Here is a 20891-nt window from a genome sequence, read left to right on the forward strand (position 1 = left end):
TTTATTCTTCATCAAAACTGATTTGATGCTGATTTAGAAATTCCTTGATCACCTTGACATGAATGCATTCTCCCAAATGGATAAAAGCGTAATCGTTGATTTTTTTACTTTTTCCATGGACTATAATTTCTTTGTCCTCAATATCAAATCCCAGATGAAGGTGCTTGGTCCGGCTTTGCATACCGATAATTCTTCCTTCTGTATCAAATAATGGTCCGCCGCTTTGCCCTCGTAATCCGGGAGTACTCATTTCGATCCCATAGATTTTTCCATTTGGATCACCCAAAAAGCGGGTAAGCATTCCTTCAATTGGGAATCGGGGTGACCGGGCAGCTCCTTGCGAGGTCCATTCCAACAAATTTTTTTCAGGGTTGTATTTGAAGTTGGAGAATTCCGGGAAAGGAAATCCCAATCGACAAAGCATAGCTCCAGGTTGCGCAGATTGATCATCTTTCAAGAACTTGGCTCTTCCTTGAAAATGATGTTTGTGGAATCCCTCAAATTTGATCAAAGCCAAATCATAATTGGGGTGGAGGACGAATCGGATGTTTTTGATTTCATCCACACAATCCACAAATGTAATCCGCATTTCGCAGGCTTTGTCTTGAGATAAGTTGAGGGATTTTGCCAAAATATTTTGCTGCTTTCCACTAAGCCCCGGACTTTGATCCAAGAAGGCTCGGTAGTTTTTGTTGATGGCGTCAGCCTGCATAATCCATTGTGCTACATGGCGGCAGGTGAGCGCCCAGCCCTCTTCATTGACGAAAAATAAGGTGGCCGAACCCCTTTGGATGCTTTTCCCTCCAAAATTTCTGGATATGGAATGGATTGCTCGGGTATAACCGGCAACTTCTTGAATGGCTTTTACAAACATGATTTTGATGGTAGTGGATGGTTTAAAATAGTGATTCAGAAGGCAAAAAATCAGTTTTTAGGAAATTTCTTGAAAAAAGTTTTTTCCGAAATCGATTGAAAATTGGCTTAAGCTTGGTTCTGGTTTCTCGAGTGCCTTTTCGTTTGGGCTAGCCAAAAAATTGTAATAACTTTAACCAAATTCTAACATTTTGACCGAATAAGGGACAGAAAAAGAAGTTTTTAGAATCAAACCTATACGTTAATCAATAAAATTATGAGCAAAATTAAAGTCGGAATAAACGGATTCGGAAGAATCGGAAGACTTGCCTTTCGCGCAGCCCAAGAACGAAATGATATCGAAGTAGTAGCTATCAATGACCTGATCGATGTGGACTACATTGCCTACATGCTAAAGTATGATTCTACACACGGCCGTTTCAAGGGGACTGTTGAAGTAGAAGATGGAAAATTGATAGTTAATGGTAAAGCTATCCGAGTAACTGCTGAGAAAAATCCTGCTGATCTAAAATGGGGTGAGGTAGGAGCTGACTATGTCATCGAATCTACTGGTATATTTTTGACCAAAGAGAAAGCACAAGGTCATATCGACGCGGGAGCTAAAAAAGTAATTATGTCTGCTCCTTCAAAAGATGATACTCCAATGTTTGTAATGGGGGTAAACGAGGAGGCATACACTCCAGATATGACTTTCGTGTCTAATGCTTCTTGTACTACCAACTGTCTTGCTCCTATCGCGAAGGTTTTGCATGACAACTGGGGAATTGAAGAAGGTCTGATGACCACTGTGCATGCTACTACTGCTACTCAGAAGACAGTAGATGGTCCTTCAGCTAAGGACTGGAGAGGTGGACGTGGTGCAGGACAAAACATCATTCCATCCTCAACTGGTGCAGCAAAAGCAGTAGGAAAAGTAATTCCTGAATTGAATGGTAAATTGACAGGTATGGCATTCCGAGTGCCAACTCCTGATGTTTCTGTGGTTGATTTGACCGTTCGATTGAAAAAGCCGGCTACCTATGAGGAAATCTGTGCAAAAATGAAGGAATATGCAGAAGGACCTATGAAAGGAGTATTGGGATACACTGAAGATGCAGTGGTTTCCAATGACTTTGTGGGTGATCCTCGCACTTCCATCTTCGATGCGGGAGCAGGAATCCAACTTTCTGATACCTTCGTGAAGGTTGTTTCGTGGTATGATAATGAATGGGGATATTCCAATAAGGTCCTTGACCTGTTGGCATACATCGCCAATAAATAATTTTAGAAAGCTCCGGAAACGGAGCTTTTTTATTTCCTTAAATTAAAGGAATCAATGTTTCCCGAATAGGGTTCTTCTTATGTGATGGGTATGTACCTTCCTATGTTTCCTTTGAAATTGGTTGTTTTTCCCGGAGAGCAACTCAATCTCCATATTTTCGAACCTCGATACCGGCAATTGTTGGCAGATGTGGAGGAAGGAAAACTCAGCTTTGGGATTTGCACATATTTGGATAAGTTGACAGGCTTTGGAACAGAGGTAGTTTTAGATAAGGTTTATAAACGCTACCCGGATGGAAGGCTAGATATCAAAACAAAAGGAATGCGCGCCTTCCGAATCCTAACATTTGAAAATCCCATGAAAGGCAAATTATATGCAGGGGGAGAAGTTGAATTTTTAGAAAACTCCCCTGTTGCCACGGCGGTGCAAAATCATGAGTTTCTTTTTTACCTGAAGGAGTTATTGTACTTATTGCATTTCCCGGAAGAAATAAAACCTGAACATACCAGTTCCTTTACCTATGCCCACAAAATTGGGTTAAAAGTGGAGGAGGAGCTTGAATTACTCCAAATTCCAGAGGAAGGTAAGCGGATGGAATATTTGATAAAGCACTTTAAGCGTATCATTCCGGTAATCAAGAATATTGAGCGTGCCAAGGAGATCATTAAGCAAAATGGTCATTTTAAAAACTTGGATCCCTTGGATTTCTAGCGGCTTATTCCAAGATCTTTTGTGCTCTACTCAAGTTGTCTGTTGCTTGAAGGATTTTGTTCTTTAAAACAGGATTGAAATCTGGTCGTGAATCGAGAAAATCCCGAACCATTTGTTCGGCTTCAGGAGAATTGTATTGCCCGACTATATTGGAAGCCCAACCTTTAGGAAAGAAAATATCTCCTGTTCGCTGAATCTCTTCCATCAGTTCCAATGCAAGGGGAACATGCTTAATACTTTCTTTTTGCCTTAATGGATGATGAATGAAATCACAGGCAGCAAGGACCCAAGATTCTTTTTCTCGATTCTGAGCATCTTGAAAAGATAAAAATAACGCATCCCTATCTTCCGTTTTGCCTGAAAGAGCTGGTCTTAGAAAATCAAATCTTGCCAAACGATCAGAATTAGTAATTCGGGATCTTTCTTGGTCCAATATCTCCTCTGATTTTGGATGTCCAAAAAGTGCTAGGTTCATTGCCAGACTGGTGAAATTATCTGGACTCAAATTCAAGTTTTGAATAACTAGGTCCTTATTCCAGATTTTATAGAGTTTGCTTTGTCCTTCTTTCGTAAAAGCTATTCCGCTGTAGAGATTATAGAGGGACTTCTTTACGTTTGGTATGAGGTCCTGATTTAACCTTTCCCAAATCAAGGCTTCCATCTTTTCGGCTTGCATCAGTCTTGATTCTTCACTCAAAAATGTCCAGAATAGCGTACTTGCCTGTCCAGCTATCAACCGAAGGATGATCTCGTTATTTTCCTGCATCAAACCGGCCCGAATTACTTCAAGATTTTTTGATGGCTTAACACCTCCATTCAGGGTATTCTCAAAAAGATTAAGATAAGCACTTGCGCGACTGACTTCATTTTCGATACTTGGGATTTGATCTAAATAGGCTTCATCCATCGGAAATACACCATATCCTAACCCATCGCTGTTATAGAGGATTGCCAAAGGCTTGGTCAATCCTTTTGCCTCTTGAATCTCAGTTGAACGGCTTTTCACCGATAAAGGAATCACTTTATCTCCGTCTTCATAGACCAAGGTCACTTCAAAAAGTTGAGGCCAGACTTTATCGCTTCCGTCTTCAGCCTTTTGAGAAATGATAAGCGATTCGATTTTTCCTGCCTCATCCAGCTTTAATTCTTGCGAAAATATTGGTCTGCTTGACTGATTTACCCAAACCTCACTCCAAGCCATCAGATCTTCGGGTGTTTGCTGATCGAGTAATTGTACTAGGTCATTCCATTCTGCATTTCCATTTGCAAAATTTTTGATATAAGCCTGAATTCCTTTTCTGAAAGCTTCTTCACCCATCAAAGTCTCCAACTGTCGCATCATGATCGGAGCTTTGTTGTAGATGATTCCTCCATAAAGCGATCCTGCATTCTTAAGATTTGAGAGATTCTGACGAATTGGATTGGTGCCTTTGGTTCGATCCTCGGCATAGGCACCAGGATACAAAGAGGTCAAGAAAAGCAAGTCATGGTTAATTTCAGGAAAAGCCGGATTTGCGATTTTCCCAGCCATGAAATTGGCAAAAACCTCTTTCATCCAGACATCATTAAACCATTTCATGGTGACCAAATCCCCAAACCACATGTGAGCCGTTTCATGTCCAATCAACTTTGCCCGGCTCAGTAACTCCGAATCTGTGGCGTTGGGGTCTAAAAACAAAGTTCCCTCTCGATATTGAATAGCGCCGACATGCTCCATACCGCCATATTGGAAAATCGGAATAGTTGCAAAATCAAGCTTTTGAAATGGGAATTTATAATCTGTGTAATCTTCCAAAAATGAAACCGATTGCTGATGAAGTCTGAAAATCTCAGGAATACTAACCTTTATTTTTTCTTCATTGGTTTCCCGATAAAGCATGTGTAAGGAAAATCCATCTGTAGAGCTAGCTTCTTCAAATTTGCCCGCAACAAAGGAAAACAAATAAGTGCTCATCAAGTCAGACTTCGCAAACTCATGAATAGAAAAGTCTCCATTCTCCGTCTTCTGTATCAAAGGTGCTCCAGCCAAAACTTTCCAGTCCTTTGGAGCGGAGATTTTCAGCGTGTAATTCGCTTTTAGATTTGGTTGGTCAAAACAAGGAAAAAGTGTACTAGCCCGATCGGGTACTAATAAGGTATAGAGAAACTCATCATTCCTATTCAGGGACAAATCACCTGCAATGAATTCAATCTCAATTTGATTTTGTCCCTTTTTTAGGTAGTCATTCGAAATTATTAAATGCTCCTTTTCATAAAGGATATCTGCTGAATTTCCATTCACCTTCAAGGTTTTTACTTTATCCGAAGACTCATTGAAATCTAAAATCAAGGGATGTTGAAGATCCGAAAGAACAAGATCAAGAATCAAACTGGCGGGAATAGGTTCTTCTTTCTTTTCAGGAATAGAAAATTCTAATTGGTAATGGATCTTATTAATCTGCTGACTTCGGTAATCGGCAAGTTCTTTTGAAATACCCGGATCATAAAAATGATCATCAGAAACAGTTTTGGAACAACTGAACAAGATCAAAGTCAAGCAAAGAATAGGTAGGATGTTTTTCATTCCGAAACCTTATGAAAAAGCATTTGAATAGCAAGAGGAATTTTTTCAGAATGAAGTCCAAACCTTTAAAAACAAAAAAGTAGGCCGATTGACCTGCTTTATGTGATCCCGCTGGTCCCGATCTTTTTCGGGACGATATCCACTTGCTTCGCTTCGTGTCATCGGGACAGGCTTCTCGCCCCGAATGTGGTTGACTATTATTTCCTGAAAACAAAAAAGCAGGCCGATTGACCTGCTTTATGTGATCCCGCTGGGGCTCGAACCCAGGACCCTAACATTAAAAGTGTTATGCTCTACCAGCTGAGCTACGGAATCAGACTACCAAATAAAAAGCGGATTGACTCCGCTCATAAAGTGATCCTGTCAGGACTCGAACCTGAAACCTACTGCTTAGAAGGCAGTTGCTCTATCCAGTTGAGCTACAGGACCTGGAAAATAAGTCGGGGTGGCAAGATTCGAACTTGCGACCTCCACATCCCAAATGTGGCGCGATAACCGGGCTACGCTACACCCCGAACTTTTTAACTCCTCAATGTTGATTCAGGAAATTTTCCTGTTTGAATACCCAATCGTTATTGGTGATTCTATGTGATCCCGCTGGGGCTTCCCGATATTATTTCATTCATCGGGACAGGCTTCTCGCCTGATTTTCCTTTGAGATTCTATGTGATCCCGCTGGGGCTCGAACCCAGGACCCTAACATTAAAAGTGTTATGCTCTACCAGCTGAGCTACGGAATCAGATTGTTTGAATTTCATCGCTGAAATTCCTTGTGAAAACTTGTCAAATAGAGCTCCTTACCTTGCTTTTTGGTAGATCATTGCCGTAATTGGACTGCAAATTTATGACTCTGGATTTTAAATGCAAAACGACAAGTCAATCTTTCTGGTAAAAGTTTCATTGTTTTTTATTTTCCTTTTGCAAGTTACTTGTAATCAAGTCTTTGCAAATGATCTTATTAAAGCAGATTCTCTTTTTGAGAACAGAAGCTATAAAGAAGCGATGGAGATTTACGTGCCAAATTACCAGAATGGCCTCTTTTCGCCCGCCATGCTTTTAAAAATGGCCTTTATTGCTGAGGGTATGGGAGACAAAGAACAGGCTACACTTTACCTGGGTAAGTACTATGATCTCAATCCAAATCCACAAATCATAGAGAAGATTAAGAACTTGACAGGTCAGACTTCCCTTAGTGGATATGAGGTGAGTGACAGGGATCGATTTATTCTTTTTTTGGTGGAGTATAAGGAACCAATTTTGCTTGTACTTTCAGCCCTTTTGTTGATTTCATTGGGAATGACTATCTGGACCAAATGGAAGAAAAATACTTCCACCAGCTATTGGCCAGTTGTCTCCTTGGTGTTCGTGATTTTTTTAGTCAATAATTTTCTGGTGGAGCCTCGGTCAGGATTGGTGACACACAGTCCTTCTTACATCGTTTCGAAGCCGACTGCTGGCGGGGATTTATTGGAACAAATAGAACCTGGACATCGCCTAAAGATCCGTTCATCCAAGGATATTTGGTATGAAATCGAATGGAAAAATCGGGTAGCTTATATTCGAAAAGATCAGGTTACCAGGATGTAATAAAGTTTCGAAAAGACATAAAAAATCCTTCCCAAATTGGGTTGAAGCTGAGATTTCAGCTGTCAACTGATTCAGGAAGGATTTTTCTTTTTATAGTTCTTTGATACGGATGTTTCTATAGTAAACTATATCTCCATGGTCCTGAAGGGCGATTTTTCCCTTTTTGAATTTTCCGAATCCAGGCATATCCTTGAATTTGCTGTCCGCAATTAAAGCTTCCCACTCTGGAGTCCACATGGTAGTTTTTACTACATCAACACCATTCAATCGGAGGGTTAGATTCCCGTTATCAGCAATGATTTCGGCCAGGTTCCACTCTCCAACAGGCTTAACCGTCTCTTCGCTACTCACGATAAGATCATATAAGTCGCCAGCACGATGGCTTATGATTTGAGCATCTGGATGACCATCATTGTCAAGTACCTGCATTTCTGGGCCGGTTTGCCAGCAATAATCATATTCAGGTGATTCATTGACAAAGAAGATAATCCCGCTATTTCCATTCGGAGCAATTTTCCACTCAGCTTGGAAATGGAAGTTTTCAAACTCTTGATCAGTTACGATGTCACCACCGTCACCAGTTTGCCATCCATCTTTATTAGCAGCATCAAGGTAAAGTTCTCCATTTTCAATTTTCCAGGCATTTCCTACCTTACCTCCACCGTATTTATGCCATCCGTTAAAGGTTTGTCCATCGAAAAGAGAAATCCACTCACTTTCTGGTTCCGTAGTGGTTTCCATCTGTGTTTCGGTTTCTTCTGCTGTTTCAGTTTTAGGTCCTGAACAAGCTCCTGCCATCAAGATAGCTAGGCCTCCAATAACATATCTGAATTTAAGCATGGTTTTATTTTTTAAGCAGTAATACATATCGGACCATGTCCTTAGCATCTTCCTCGCTTAGTCCAGGATGGGCAGGCATAGGAACTTCACCCCAAACACCAACTCCTCCTGCAATCACTTTTGCAGCTAGCATCTCTACATTTTCTTCTGTGTTTTCATATTTAGCCGCCACTTCTGCATAAGAAGGTCCTACGATTTTTCGCTCAACCATATGGCAGGATTGACAATCAGAACCTTTTACTTTTTCAAGTCCCTTGATGTAAATAGGGTCGTCCTGATATTTTTCTTCTAAGCTCACCTCTTTTGCTGGTGCAGGAGCACTTACTGTTTGTTCGGAAGTGGATTCACTAGAAGTGGATCCGCCGCCTCCACAAGCAAAAGTTACACCGGCAAGCGCCAATAGGCTGAGGCTAATTTGATTTTTGATTTTCATGGATTTTAGATTGATGATAATTAGATTCCTAAGATTTTTTTGTTGAAGGCTTCATCAGCACCTGTACCGGCGAAGTCATCAAATGCTTTTTCAGTCACCCTAATAATATGAGACTGAATGAATGGAGCGCCTTCTGCAGCTCCTTGTTCTGGGTGCTTGATAGCGCACTCCCATTCCAAGACTGCCCAGCCATCGTAATCGTATTGCGAAAGTTTGCTAAAAATTCCGCCAAAATCAACTTGGCCGTCTCCTAATGATCTGAATCTTCCTGCGCGGTCTACCCAGCCTTGGAAACCTCCATAGACACCTTGTTTCCCGGTTGGATTGAATTCAGCGTCTTTTACGTGGAACATTTTGATCCGCTCATGATAAAAGTCGATAAACTGCAGGTAATCCAAACATTGTAGGACGAAGTGACTTGGATCATACAAGATATTGGCTCTCTTGTGGTTGTTTACTTTCTCCAAGAACATTTCAAAAGTAATCCCATCGTGCAAGTCTTCTCCTGGGTGTAATTCATAGCAAACGTCCACTCCGTATTTGTCAAATTCATCCAAAATAGGAGTCCATCTTTTCGCTAATTCAGTAAATCCGGTATCCACTAAACCGGCTGGTCTTTGAGGCCAAGGGTAAACTGTGTGCCACATCAAAGCTCCGGAGAAGGTGGCATGTGCATTTAACCCTAAGTTATGAGAAGCTTTTGCAGCGTATTTCAACTGCTGGGTAGCCCACTCGCTTTTGGCTTTTAAATCACCTGCCATAGAGGCTGGAGCAAATCCATCAAACAGTTCATTGTATGCTGGATGAACTGCCACCAATTGGCCCTGTAAATGGGTGGAAAGCTCTGTGATGACTAATCCAGCTTCTTCAACAGTTCCAGCAATTTCGTCTGCGTAATCTTTGCTTTCTGCAGCTTTTTGAAGATCGATCATTCGTGAATCCCAAGAAGGAATCTGAACACCTTTATAGCCTAAATCAGCCATGTAATGGCAGATGTTTTTCAGGTTGTTGAAAGGCTCTTTATCATCTGCAAACTGAGCCAGGAATATGGCAGGTCCTTTAATAGTTTTCATGGTTGGATTGAATTTTAGGTTTAATAGTTAATTACTTCTCCACAATAAATGGAGTCCATTTGTAATCAGTTTCAGTACTTCGCAATACATGGTCGATAAAGGCCATGCCTCTGATGCCATCTTCGATGCCAGGATAATCTTCCCATTCTGGTTTTGGTGTTTCTCCTGCGCGCTCAGCATAAATGCAGCGAGCAAAATTTCGATACAAATTGGCAAAGGCCTCAACATATCCTTCTGGGTGACCAGCTGGTGTCCGGGTGTTTTCCTGTGCAAGAGAACCAAGATACCCAGTTCCGGCTCTGAAAATTTGCGCAGGCTGACCAGGGAAGCGGACGATCAAGGAATTATTGTCTTCCTGCTGCCATTCGATTCCACCTTTATCTCCAAATACTCGAATTTTCAAATTGTTTTCTAGCCCTGTATCAGTTTGGGATGCCATCAAGACTCCGGAGGCGCCATTATTAAATCTCATCAATACCACTCCATCATCATCAATTGGACGGCCCTCTACTTTGATGTAAAGGTCGGCACATACTTTTTCTACTTGGAGTCCTGAAACATATTCGGCTAGATGAAAGGCGTGTGTTCCGATATCACCCATACACCCCGCCAATCCATTTCGCTTGGGATCAGTTCTCCATTCAGCTTGCTTGTTGTTTTCGTTTTCAAGGAGTTTGTAAAGCCATCCTTGTGGATATTCCACATAGACTTTATGGATTTTCCCTAGCTGCCCTTCAGCGATCATCTGCTTGGCTTGCTTGATCATCGGGTACCCACTGTAAGTGTGGGTAAGTAAGAATTTCCGATCGCTATTTTTTACGATATGGTAGAGTTCTTTGGCCTCTTGATAATTCAGCGTCAAAGGCTTGTCCAAAACCACATGGAACCCGGCTCGGATTGCTTTGGCGGTCGGATCAAAATGGACATTATTTGGGGTTACAATTACTACTACATCGATACGCTCTGATTCCGGGAGTTGAAGTTCTTTTTCAAACATCTCATCGTAGCTTGAATATACCCGGGATGGGTCAAGCATGAGTTCTTCCCCTCGTTGTTTTGATTTCTCAGGGTTGGACGAAAATGCCCCCGCAGCAAGTTCGAAAAGTCCGTCCATCAAGGCTCCATTCAGGTGAATAGCACCGATAAATGAACCCGGACCTCCTCCCACGAGACCGATTTTGAGTTTCTTGTTTGTCGACATAGGTCTTTAGGTTATTTTGGATTGAAAATAGATGATTCAGTCAAAAAAAGCCATTTTCAAGATTCGTAATTCGATTTTCTTGATCAAGTGTAACATCCCGTTATGAATGGCTTTGCTAAAATAATTTTTGGCCTAATTTCACAAATTCAACTGACTTGCTTAAAATACGGTAAATTCACCGAATTCTAAATTTTAAATCTTTTTTATCCACTCCGATTCTCATGAGCTTATTAATCCGCATTCGACTTTCCTTAATGATGTTTTTGGAATTCTTCGTTTGGGGATCTTGGTATGTGACAATGGGGACTTTTTTGGGTGCGAATTTGGCTGCAAAAGACCAAGAGATTTCTTTGGCATTTTCTACTCAATCACTGGGTGCCATCATAGCTCCTTTTTTGGTTGGACTAATTGCCGATCGATACTTTCATGCCCAGCGAATATTGGGTGTAATTCATTTGGTTGGGGCTGGGTTAATGTATTTACTATACACAAGCAGCGATTTTTCAGCCTTCTTTCCTATTCTTCTGGCATATATGATTTTATTCATGCCAACCCTGGCCTTGGTAAATTCCATTTCATTCAATCAAATGAAAGATCCTGCAAAGGAATTTTCCACAGTAAGGGTTTGGGGCACCATAGGTTGGATTGCAGCAGGTATTTTGATCAGTTCTTTTGCCTGGGATAGTCAGGAAGGGTTGTCTAATGGCTTGTTGGAAAATACCTGGTTGATGGCGGCCATAATGTCTTTGATCTTGGGGGTTTTCAGTTTTACACTTCCAGCGACTCCTCCCAAAGCCAAAAGCAGCGAAAAAGTCAAACTTTCAGAGTTATTAGGGCTGGATGCACTTGCCTTGCTGAAAAATAAAAACTATGCGATTTTCTTTTTGAGTTCAGTATTAATCTGTATCCCCTTGGCATTTTATTACCAAAATGCCAGTCCGTTTTTGACTGAGATTGGAGTAGAGAATTCCACAGGGAAAATGACTATCGGGCAGATTTCAGAGGTTCTGTTTATGCTCGCCTTGCCGATCTTCTTTTCGAGATTTGGGATTAAGAAGACCTTGATTGTCGCCATGCTTGCATGGGCAGTTCGCTATGTGTTTTTTGCCTTCGGAGATGCTAATGAAGGAGTTTGGCTCTTGCTGGTAGGAATTGCGCTCCATGGAATTTGTTATGATTTTTTCTTTGTAAGTGGACAGATTTATACCGACGCACATGCAGGTGAAAAATTCAAATCTTCCGCACAGGGACTTATTACCTTGGCCACTTATGGAGTAGGGATGTTGATTGGATTTTGGGCAGCAGGCCAAATTTCCAATAATTTCTTAATAGGCGACCGAATGCACGACTGGCAGTCAATTTGGTTGATTCCAGCTGGTATTTCCGTGATCGTTTTACTATTTTTCACATCCTTTTTCAAAAAAGAAGAAATTAAAACCCCAAATAACCCATCATGACCAAACCTATCAACCCCGGCCGAAGAGAGTCCTTCAAGAAAGTTTTGTTGGGAGGAGCTGCTCTTGGAACACTCAGTTCCTTTGACTTTGAGGAAAAGAAAGCTCCCTCTCTAAAAGGTAATATCAAACATGGAGTATGCTTATGGTCCATGCGCCCACTTTCTTTGGAAGAGCTTTGTATTGGAGCCAAAAAGTTGGGGGTTCAAGGTGTTGATATCGTTGGGCCTGATGCTTATCCCACTTTACAGAAGTATGGACTGCATTGCTCCATGTCTAATGGAGCTGAAATTTCCATCGCAGATGGCTGGAATGACCCTCAATTTCATGATCAATTGGTGAAAAATTATGAGGAGGTAATTCCTATTGTAGCTAAGAATGGCTACACCAATTTGATAGCTTTTTCAGGAAACCGAAGAGGAATGGATGATGAAACGGGTCTGAAGAATTGTGAAGCGGGATTGAAGCGAATTCTACCCTTAGCTGAAAAGCATGGGGTTGTTATTCAGATGGAATTGCTCAACAGTAAGGTAGACCATAAAGATTATATGTGTGATAAGTCCCCTTGGGGAATTGAACTTTGCAAGCGAATCGGTAGTGAAAACTTCAAATTGCTTTTTGATATCTACCATATGCAAATTGATGAAGGAGATATTATTCGCACGATCAAAAACAATCACCAGTACTTTGGGCATTATCATACTGCAGGAAATCCGGGAAGGCATGAATTGGATGATGAACAAGAGATTTATTATCCGGCCATCATGAAAGCGATTGTAGAAACAGGGTATAAGGGATTTGTTTCACATGAATTTGTTCCCAAACAAGAAGATAAAATTGCTGCTTTGCAGCAGGCAATAGAAGTTTGTGATGTTTAATACTAAATAACCAAAAACCATATTTATGGCAAACGAGAAGTATGATGCGATTGTAGTTGGGTCAGGAATTAGCGGCGGATGGGCTGCTAAAGAGTTGACAGAAAAGGGGCTGAAAGTATTGCTCTTGGAGCGGGGACCAAACGTCGAGCACGTCAAAGATTACAAGACTGCAACACTCCCCCCATGGGAGGTTCCTCATAGAGGACGAAGAACTCAAGAAATGCTTGAAAACCATCCTAATTTGCGAAGGGATTATGTGTTGAATGAGTTGAATTTGGATTGGTGGGCACATGAGTCTGATTCGCCATATGTTGAGGAAAAACCATTTACATGGTTTAGAGGCTATCAGGTAGGAGGTCGTTCGCTTCTTTGGGGAAGACAGTCCTATCGATGGGCCGATGTTGATTTTGAAGCTAACGCGAAAGAGGGGATTGCTGTAGATTGGCCAATTCGATACAAGGATTTAGCACCTTGGTATTCGTATGTGGAAAAATTCGCTGGGATTTCTGGAAACAGAGATGGATTAGATATTCTTCCTGATGGTGAATTTATGCCTCCTATGCCAATGAACTGTGTTGAAAAAGATGCAGTGGAAAGGATCAAAAACCATTACAAAGGTGCCCGTAATTGGATTATGGGTAGACCTGCCAATATCACCCAACCACTTCCTGGACGAGTTGGATGTCAATATCGAAATAAGTGTTCGCTAGGTTGTCCATTTGGAGGATACTTCAGTACGCAAGCTTCGACCTTGCCTGCTGCGGTGGCTACAGGAAATTTGACACTTCGTCCATGGTCTATCGTTCGTAGATTGATTTATGATAAAGACACGCAGAAAGCTACTGGGGTAGAGGTTTTGGATGCTGAGACTAATCAGACTATCGAATATGATGCTCGAATCATTTTCCTTTGTGCTTCTGCTTTCAACTCTACGGCTATTTTGATGCGTACAGCCACTGATATCTGGCCTGGAGGTTTGGGTTCAAGTTCTGGAGAGCTGGGACATAACGTCATGGATCACCACTTTAGACTTGGAGCAAGAGGAACGATCGAAGGATATGAGGATAAGTATTATTTCGGTAGAAGACCTACTGGATTGTATATTCCTCGATTCAGAAATCTAAATGGAGAAAAGCGGGATTACTTACGTGGATTTGGATATCAAGGAGGTGCAAGTAGAAGCGGTTGGAACCGTGATGTGGCTGAATTGAACTTTGGTGCTCCGATGAAAGAGGCACTTACTAAGCCAGGGCCATGGAGCATTGGTTTCACTGCATTCGGTGAAATTCTTCCTTATCATGACAATCACATTCGCTTGAGTGATACGGTTAAAGATAAGTGGGGAATGGAAGCTTTGGTCATGAACGCTGAGATCAAGGAGAATGAGCTTAATATGCGGAAGGATATGATGACTGATGCTGCTGAAATGCTGGAAGTTGCCGGATTTAAAGATATTCAGACCTATGATGCTGGATATACTTTCGGGCAAGGCATCCACGAAATGGGTACAGCTAGAATGGGTCGTGATCCAAAAACTTCGGTTTTGAATGGTAATAACCAAGTTTGGGATGCGAAAAACGTATTTGTTACAGATGGAGCTTGTATGACATCTGCAGCTGCACAAAACCCATCTTTAACCTACATGGCCTTGACTGCTCGTGCAGCCAATTTCGCTGTGGAGGAAATGAAAAGACAAAATCTCTAACCGTTGAAAAAAGAAACCATGAATATGAATAGAAGAGAAGCACTCAAAAGTGTAGTGCTCATGATGGGCGGAACTATGGTCGGAGCAACTGCTATCCTGACCGGATGTGCCCCTGAAAATCAAATTGAAGGGCTCAATTTCAGCCCTGACGATATTGCTTTCTTGGATGAATTAGGGGATACTATCATTCCTGAAACCGATACGCCTGGAGCAAAAGCTGCTGGAATTGGTGCCTTTATGGTTATGATGGTAAAAGATACCTATGATGAATCCCAGCAAAAAGCATTTGTAGATGGTTTGAATATGATTCGCAAAGAGTTCAAAGCATCAAAAGGTGCAGATTTTGTGGAAGCAAGTGCTGAGGATAGATTAGCCTATCTGAATGATTTATATGAGCAATATAAATCTTCTTCTCAACGAGAGCCTCAGGTAATCAATATGCTTCGGGACTTGACTGTTTTGGGTTACTTTTCCTCTGAAATTGGTGCTACCCAAGCTTTAAATTATGTGGAGGTGCCAGGAAGATATGATGGATGTATTGACCTGAAACCTGGCGACAAAGCTTACGCTATTTAAACAGGTCAGATATTTTAACAAAAACACCTCTCAATTTGAGAGGTGTTTTTGTTTGTGGTGATTTATGCTAGCCAAGCCTCTCGGATAGGGGTAGCTTTTGAAACTTGGATATGGTAAGTGGGGAAAAACTGATTCTCTGATTTTTTGATATTGAAATGATGGTCGACTCCGTTCAGACGATAAATGTCCAGAGTTCCATTGGTGTTTATTGATTTGATTTGATCACCTAGCATTAATACCTGGTAGGCAAAGCTATCCGGATGGATTTTCTTGATTTCGGAATCTTTGACAATTATACCCAAGGTGTTCCGTAGAAAATCATCTTCAAATCTCTCTTCTAGATTTAGTCCCAAGGAGGGGAGATTTTCTTTTAGATATGGGATTATGGAATTTTTTCCTGAGATATAGGTGGTATAAAAGTCATTTTCCACACCGGTTGATAATTCCAATAAGATTAAATTCCAAAAAGAAGATTCGTGGTATCCTCGATTATTTTTCCCAAAACGAATCCAAGCTTTTTGCATAACTGCTGCCAAAGAGGAACCATTTGCAAGAAGCATCAAGTCTATGCCTAGAGCAATTAAAGCTCCATTGGCATAAATATTTTGTTTCCGGTCTGGAGCACTTGCATGATATCCATCTACCCATGTGTCAAAGGAAGATTCTAGGATGCTGGAATTTCTCCATCCAAAATCCTCTGAAACGCGCTGAATGGTATTTTGAATCTTCTTCGCAAAGTCTTGAATGGAAACAACGCCTGACTTTAGAAGGTATAAATCCCCCATATAAGAGGTGATTCCTTCCAAAATCCATCCAGCTGTTGTGTGGTCTTCGGAAGAAAAATCATAGGGCAGTAAATCTTTTGGTCTAATTCTACACACATTCCAAGCATGGTAGAGTTCATGGCTGGATACTCCTAATAATTCCATAAGATGCTTTTTCTGCTTGAGCTTTTCTGCAGGACCATAGGTGATGACTGTTCCTCTTTTATGCTCAACTCCGTGATAGTGTTGATAAGGAAGAAGCTGGAAAAGAAAATGGTATTCAAGCTCCGGAAACACTCCAAAGTCTTTAATCTGAGAGATAGCAATTCTTTTCAAAGCATCCAGGAATTCTTGCTTTTCAAAATGAATAGCTCCATGAATCCAGCAATGAAAAGTGTAATCGTCCACCGCAAACTTCCAATGGATAACATCCTTGCTCGCTAATAAGGTGGAGTCAGCTACCTCTTGAAAGTTATTTGCAAAATAAGTTCGCTCTCTTTTTTCAGGGAGGGTGCAGACTCGAATAGGATAGGGGAGTTTGAACTGGAACTCATAAGAGAAGTGTCGAGTTCCTGAAATTTCCATACAGCAATTCACTAGGTTGAGGTAGATCTGTTGATCGTCTACCCAAGCAGAACCCGCATCCATGGTCCCGGCAAAGAACTCATAGAAAACCTCGTACGTCCCGCTTTTTTCAACTTCGATTGCCCATAGGGATTTGTTTTTTTTGAAAAAAGGCATCGATTCATTCTCAAATCGAACGGAAAAATTTCGAACAAACTGTGCGTAATTCGAAGGGAAATAGCGTCCGGCTCGCCAGATTGGAAGCTGTAGCTTAACCTTTCCTGGGTAGGAAACAGGGATTTTAACCTGAATTTGTAGATATTGCGAAGCGGGGTTTTTACAGGAGATTTGGTATTGAAACATCAAATAGTCAGCTAGTTTCAAACAATTATTTCACTACTTTTTGTAATTCGGATTTGGCTGCATATCTTTGCAGTCCTTTTTGGAGGGTAAGTCCAGAAAGACCCAATAGAAAGCAATAATATAAAGATATTCGATCATGAAAAGAACATTTCAGCCTTCCAGAAGAAAAAGAAAGAACAAGCACGGCTTCAGAGAAAGAATGTCTACTGCCAATGGTAGAAGAGTATTGAAGGCCAGAAGAGCTAAAGGAAGAAAGAAATTGACCGTTTCTTCTGAAAAAACTCTGAAGAAATAATTCTTGTCTAGAATTTGTATGTTGCATGTGATTTGATTCCTTGCAATGAATTTCAGACTTCCGAAAACTGAAAGGCTTTACAGCCAAAAATCTATCAAGGAACTTTTTGACGAAGGTTCCTCTTTTTTTTTATACCCCTTCAAGGTCTTGTATCTGGTAAAGGAAGGGGAGTCGCATACTTCAAATCCAAATCAAGTTCTGTTCTCTGTTTCAAAGAGGAAAATCAAAAAAGCAACAGGAAGGAATTTGATGAAGCGTAGAATGCGGGAAGCATATCGGATTAACAAACATTTGCTTTCAAATTCTTCAAGACAATTATTTATTGGTTTACTTTATGTCTCTTCCGAGGCTATGGATTTTAAGTCCCTAGAAGAAAAGACCAAGAAAGTTCTTGAAAGAATTGAGTCAGAGGTAAAAAATCAATCACATGAATAGAATAAATAAGTCACGGTGGATCCCAGTTTTGGCTGTAGCCTTTCTTTTGACTGCCACAGTAGCTTTTTCTGTAAAAAACGATCGGCTTTTCCAGATCGCTAAGAACATAGACATTTTCGCGACACTAGTAAGAGAATTGGATTCTTACTATGTAGATGAAATCGATCCTGATCAATTGGTTGGGGTTGGGATTCAGGCTATGCTTGAAGAATTGGATCCCTACACTGAGTACATTCCAGAAGAAGAATCCGATGAATTCAGACTGATGACGACCGGGGAGTATGGTGGAATTGGGGCATTGATTGGTTCACGAGGTGAAGGGAGTATGATTTTAATGCCCTATACTGGTTTTCCTGCACAAAATGCCGGACTCAAAATCGCAGATAAAATATTGATGGTTGATACCACTGACGTGGTTGGTAAAAACACCTCCCAAGTTTCGGAATTATTGAAAGGCCCAGAAAATACGCCTGTTAAGGTAAAAGTGCTCCGAGATAAGGATACTTTAAGCTTTGAATTGGTTCGTAAGAAAATTTCCCTGAAGAATGTGCCATACTATGGGAAACTTGATGAGAAAACCGGCTACATCAAACTTTCTGATTTTACAACCAATGCTTCTTCGGAAGTTCGTAATGCCCTGGTGAATCTTAAGGCACAAGGAATCGATAAACTTGTTTTAGATCTTCGTGATAATCCAGGAGGATTGCTTTCTGAGGCGGTAGAAATTGTGAATCTTTTTGTACCGAAAGGAAAAGAGGTAGTCAAAACCATCGGGAAAATTGAAAGTGTAAATCATACATATAAAACAACCAAGACTCCTGTTGATAAGCATATCCCTTTAGTGGTTTTGATTAATGAGCGAAGTGCCTCGGCATCTGAGATTGTTGCTGGAGCCTTGCAAGATTATGATCGGGCGGTTTTAGTGGGTAGGAAGTCTTTTGGTAAAGGTTTGGTTCAGACTACCATCCCTTTGACTTACAATGCACAGATGAAAGTGACCACTGCTAAATATTATATCCCGAGCGGGAGATGTATTCAGGCCATTGATTATGCCTTAAGCCGTGAAGAGGGAGAGATTTATTCAGTACCAGATTCTTTACGCAAGGAATTTAAAACCCAAAACGGTCGGACTGTTTTGGATGGGGCGGGAATTGAACCTGATGAGACTATCCCTGCTCCAAAGTATGCCCCAATTACTTACAGTTTGGTAGCGGGAAATCATGTATTTGATTATGCTACCGAATTCTTTTATCAGCATAATGACATCGGAGAGATAGAAGAATTTGATTTAGCAGATTCAGAGTACAATAAGTTTGTGGCTTGGTTGTCCGATAGGGATTACGATTACACCACTTATTTAGAAAAGTCGGTGGAGGATATGAAAAAATTGGCAGAGCAGACTCCTTATTATGATGAGATAAAAGGACAAGTTGAGGCACTTGAAGCTAGAATCATGCATAGTAAGGAACAAGACCTGATCAATTATAAAGAGGAGATTGAAAAAGTCCTTCGTGAAGAAATTGTGTCAAGATATTATTTCCAAGAAGGAATGATTCAGGCAGGTCTTCAAAAGGATGCCGTGGTTGAAAAAGCGAAGGAGCTTTTAGCAGAACCGAGAAATATCCAGTCAATCCTAACGGCAAAGTCTGAATAATGGCCTTAATCCTTTCCTTGGAAACCAGTACCGATATCTGCTCGGTAGCTTTACACAAAGAAGGAGTATTGCTCTCTGAGCAAACAATCCAAGAAGAAGGAGCTCATTCTAAAATGCTTCCGCAGTTAATCGAGGACGTAATGAAAGAGGGGGGATATCAACTAAAGGATTTAAGCGCGGTTGCGGTTTCGGGGGGTCCAGGTTCCTATACAGGTTTGAGAATCGGGGCATCCACTGCCAAGGGATTGGCATTTGCCTTGGAAATACCTTTGATTTCTGTGGATACACTACAAGCTATGGCTGTTCAAGCATGGAGACAGAATCCAAACGCAATTGTCGTATCCATGTTGGATGCGAGGCGAATGGAAGTTTTTCGAGAGGTTTTTGGTCCATCCGGAGAAGTTTTGGAACCTATTGCTGCGGAAATCTTAGATGAGAATTCGTTTTCTTCTTGGATAAGCAGGACAGAGTTGTTTTTCGTAGGGAATGCCAATCAAAAAGCTAAAGAGGTGATCACGAGTTCTCGAGCCATCTTTTTGGATGTATTTCCAAATGCAAGTTCGGTAGGAGAAATTGCTTGGGGAAAATATCAAAAAGAAGATTTTGAAGATGTGGCTTATTTTACTCCGAATTATTTAAAGGAGTTTCGGCTTTTGAAGAGTAAGAAAAATCCTTTTGCCTTATGAGTGAAATTATCAATAGAGTAGCCCAAAGTTCATTGGTTTCTTTAAACCTTGAGGAATTCTATCCAAAGGAGGAGCGTGTACTATTTGATTTGCAGGATTTTTTGTTTCAGGGATTGGTCTTGAGGGAGAAGGATTTCAGACAATCTTTAAAGGAGTATGATTGGGAAAAATATCGTGGAAAGTGGGTGGCTATTTATTGTAGTGTGGATGCGATTATTCCTACTTGGGCCTATATGCTAGTAGCTACATATCTTCAGCCAGTGGTTTTAGGTTTTGTAGTAGGAGATTTAGAATCTTTAGAGCAGCTTATTGTAGATCGAGTGGTTGATTCTTTGGAGCAGGAAAATTTTAAAGACAGACCGGTTGTGGTTAAAGGTTGCAGTTCGGTTGAAATCCCTTTTTATGCTTATGGGAAGCTGGTGGAGAAACTTCAGCCAGTGGTAAAATCATTAATGTTTGGTGAGCCTTGTAGTACAGTTCCGCTTTTCAAAAAGCCAAAGAACTGATAATTAGAAAGAAGGAAATTTTTTAAAAATTATTTCAATTTTTTGCGTCTTCGGGTCTTGTGTTTTCTCCAGATCTGCGCTATGTTTGCACTCCCATTTGAGAAAAAGTCTCAGCGGAAGAAAGCTTGAAAAATTTTTTCAGAAAAATCTGCAAATTTTGAATTCGATGTTTTGTCAGTTAAAAATATTCATCGATATTTGCAGTCGCTTTTGGGAAGGGTGCTTCTCACTACCTCTTGAAAATGTCAAGAGAAATGTTCTTTGAAGTGTTGTAAGGCAAATAACCTGAGATCTAGACAGGCCGAATTCTACTATTTTAAATAGTAAAGAATCGGAAATTATAGTCAATATACAATGGAGAGTTTGATCCTGGCTCAGGATGAACGCTAGCGGCAGGCCTAATACATGCAAGTCGAACGGTAGGGTTTACTTCGGTGAACCTGAGAGTGGCGCACGGGTGCGTAACACG

The 20891-nt window shown here is 40.9% G+C and carries 19 protein-coding genes, 4 tRNA genes and 1 rRNA gene; 13 read left to right on the top strand and 11 right to left on the bottom strand.

Annotation, left to right across the window (positions count from 1 at the left end):
- Position 1: 1 nt before the first annotated feature.
- Positions 2-874, bottom strand: coding sequence for a S1 family peptidase (locus tag E4S40_RS16775; RefSeq protein WP_135077016.1), 873 nt, complete (start codon positions 872-874; stop codon positions 2-4).
- Between the two features lie 255 nt (positions 875-1129).
- Between E4S40_RS16775 and gap the strand changes: the two genes are divergently transcribed.
- On the top strand, positions 1130-2134 hold the full coding sequence (gene gap / locus E4S40_RS16780; RefSeq protein WP_135077019.1) for a type I glyceraldehyde-3-phosphate dehydrogenase: 1005 nt from the start codon (positions 1130-1132) through the stop codon (positions 2132-2134).
- Positions 2135-2236: 102 nt separating this feature from the next.
- Positions 2237-2845 (top strand): LON peptidase substrate-binding domain-containing protein, encoded by a 609-nt coding sequence (locus tag E4S40_RS16785; RefSeq protein ID WP_237563216.1) that lies wholly within the window; start codon positions 2237-2239, stop codon positions 2843-2845.
- A 4-nt stretch (positions 2846-2849) separates the two neighbouring features.
- Here E4S40_RS16785 and E4S40_RS16790 read toward each other — a convergent pair whose 3' ends face one another.
- From E4S40_RS16790 to E4S40_RS16810, 5 genes are all read right to left on the bottom strand, one after another.
- A complete protein-coding gene (locus E4S40_RS16790; protein ID WP_135077022.1) occupies positions 2850-5408 on the bottom strand; it encodes a M1 family metallopeptidase in 2559 nt (852 codons plus the stop codon).
- 242 nt (positions 5409-5650) lie between these two features.
- Positions 5651-5723, bottom strand: a tRNA-Lys gene (locus tag E4S40_RS16795).
- 40 nt (positions 5724-5763) lie between these two features.
- Positions 5764-5837: transfer RNA gene (locus E4S40_RS16800), tRNA-Arg, on the bottom strand.
- 11 nt (positions 5838-5848) lie between these two features.
- Positions 5849-5923, bottom strand: a tRNA-Pro gene (locus E4S40_RS16805).
- 152 nt (positions 5924-6075) lie between these two features.
- A tRNA-Lys gene (locus E4S40_RS16810) sits at positions 6076-6148 on the bottom strand.
- 121 nt (positions 6149-6269) lie between these two features.
- Here E4S40_RS16810 and E4S40_RS16815 point away from each other — a divergent pair.
- Positions 6270-6995 carry a tetratricopeptide repeat protein gene (locus tag E4S40_RS16815; RefSeq protein WP_135077025.1) on the top strand — a complete coding sequence of 242 codons (726 nt, stop codon included), beginning with the start codon at positions 6270-6272 and terminating at the stop codon, positions 6993-6995.
- 90 nt (positions 6996-7085) lie between these two features.
- On the opposite strand, the gene E4S40_RS16820 is transcribed toward E4S40_RS16815, so the two are convergent.
- From E4S40_RS16820 to E4S40_RS16835, 4 genes are read right to left on the bottom strand one after another with little or no spacing between them, the layout of a single operon-like run.
- Positions 7086-7835, bottom strand: coding sequence for a 3-keto-disaccharide hydrolase (locus E4S40_RS16820; RefSeq protein WP_135077029.1), 750 nt, complete (start codon positions 7833-7835; stop codon positions 7086-7088).
- A gap of 4 nt (positions 7836-7839) precedes the next feature.
- Positions 7840-8268: a c-type cytochrome gene (locus tag E4S40_RS16825; protein ID WP_135077032.1), complete on the bottom strand. Its 429-nt coding sequence runs from the start codon at positions 8266-8268 to the stop codon at positions 7840-7842.
- A 20-nt stretch (positions 8269-8288) separates the two neighbouring features.
- A complete protein-coding gene (locus E4S40_RS16830; protein WP_135077035.1) occupies positions 8289-9341 on the bottom strand; it encodes a sugar phosphate isomerase/epimerase family protein in 1053 nt (350 codons plus the stop codon).
- A 31-nt stretch (positions 9342-9372) separates the two neighbouring features.
- Positions 9373-10542: a Gfo/Idh/MocA family protein gene (locus tag E4S40_RS16835; RefSeq protein ID WP_135077038.1), complete on the bottom strand. Its 1170-nt coding sequence runs from the start codon at positions 10540-10542 to the stop codon at positions 9373-9375.
- Between the two features lie 221 nt (positions 10543-10763).
- On the opposite strand from E4S40_RS16835, the gene E4S40_RS16840 reads away from it, so the two are divergent.
- The 4 genes from E4S40_RS16840 to E4S40_RS16855 are packed head-to-tail and all read left to right on the top strand — an operon-like array spanning position 10764 to position 15155.
- Entirely contained in the window at positions 10764-11999 is a 1236-nt protein-coding gene (locus tag E4S40_RS16840) for a nucleoside permease (RefSeq protein WP_135077041.1), read from the top strand.
- On the top strand, positions 11996-12874 hold the full coding sequence (locus E4S40_RS16845) for a hydroxypyruvate isomerase family protein (protein ID WP_135077044.1): 879 nt from the start codon (positions 11996-11998) through the stop codon (positions 12872-12874). Before E4S40_RS16840 ends, E4S40_RS16845 begins: the two co-directional genes overlap by 4 nt.
- Positions 12875-12899: 25 nt before the next feature.
- A complete protein-coding gene (locus E4S40_RS16850; protein ID WP_135077047.1) occupies positions 12900-14579 on the top strand; it encodes a GMC oxidoreductase in 1680 nt (559 codons plus the stop codon).
- Between the two features lie 18 nt (positions 14580-14597).
- Positions 14598-15155: a gluconate 2-dehydrogenase subunit 3 family protein gene (locus tag E4S40_RS16855; protein ID WP_135077084.1), complete on the top strand. Its 558-nt coding sequence runs from the start codon at positions 14598-14600 to the stop codon at positions 15153-15155.
- 62 nt (positions 15156-15217) lie between these two features.
- Here the strand turns inward: E4S40_RS16855 and E4S40_RS16860 are convergent, their stop codons facing one another.
- Positions 15218-16846: a M61 family metallopeptidase gene (locus E4S40_RS16860; RefSeq protein ID WP_135077050.1), complete on the bottom strand. Its 1629-nt coding sequence runs from the start codon at positions 16844-16846 to the stop codon at positions 15218-15220.
- Between the two features lie 136 nt (positions 16847-16982).
- Between E4S40_RS16860 and rpmH the strand changes: the two genes are divergently transcribed.
- From rpmH to E4S40_RS16890, 6 genes are all read left to right on the top strand, one after another.
- Positions 16983-17141 (top strand): 50S ribosomal protein L34, encoded by a 159-nt coding sequence (gene rpmH, locus E4S40_RS16865; protein WP_135077053.1) that lies wholly within the window; start codon positions 16983-16985, stop codon positions 17139-17141.
- A 45-nt stretch (positions 17142-17186) separates the two neighbouring features.
- A complete protein-coding gene (gene rnpA, locus E4S40_RS16870) occupies positions 17187-17576 on the top strand; it encodes a ribonuclease P protein component (RefSeq protein WP_135077056.1) in 390 nt (129 codons plus the stop codon).
- Entirely contained in the window at positions 17569-19230 is a 1662-nt protein-coding gene (locus tag E4S40_RS16875; protein ID WP_135077063.1) for a S41 family peptidase, read from the top strand. The genes rnpA and E4S40_RS16875 overlap by 8 nt, the downstream gene beginning before the upstream one ends.
- A complete protein-coding gene (gene tsaB, locus E4S40_RS16880) occupies positions 19230-19916 on the top strand; it encodes a tRNA (adenosine(37)-N6)-threonylcarbamoyltransferase complex dimerization subunit type 1 TsaB (protein ID WP_135077066.1) in 687 nt (228 codons plus the stop codon). The genes E4S40_RS16875 and tsaB overlap by 1 nt, the downstream gene beginning before the upstream one ends.
- Complete coding sequence (locus E4S40_RS16885) at positions 19913-20422, top strand: DUF2480 family protein (protein ID WP_135077069.1); 510 nt, start codon at positions 19913-19915, stop codon at positions 20420-20422. The genes tsaB and E4S40_RS16885 overlap by 4 nt, the downstream gene beginning before the upstream one ends.
- 351 nt (positions 20423-20773) lie before the next feature.
- Positions 20774-20891, top strand: a 16S ribosomal RNA gene (locus tag E4S40_RS16890); the annotation flags it as partial.

Origin of the sequence: Algoriphagus kandeliae, assembly GCF_004571135.1 — a bacterium.
Classification (GTDB): domain Bacteria; phylum Bacteroidota; class Bacteroidia; order Cytophagales; family Cyclobacteriaceae; genus Algoriphagus; species Algoriphagus kandeliae.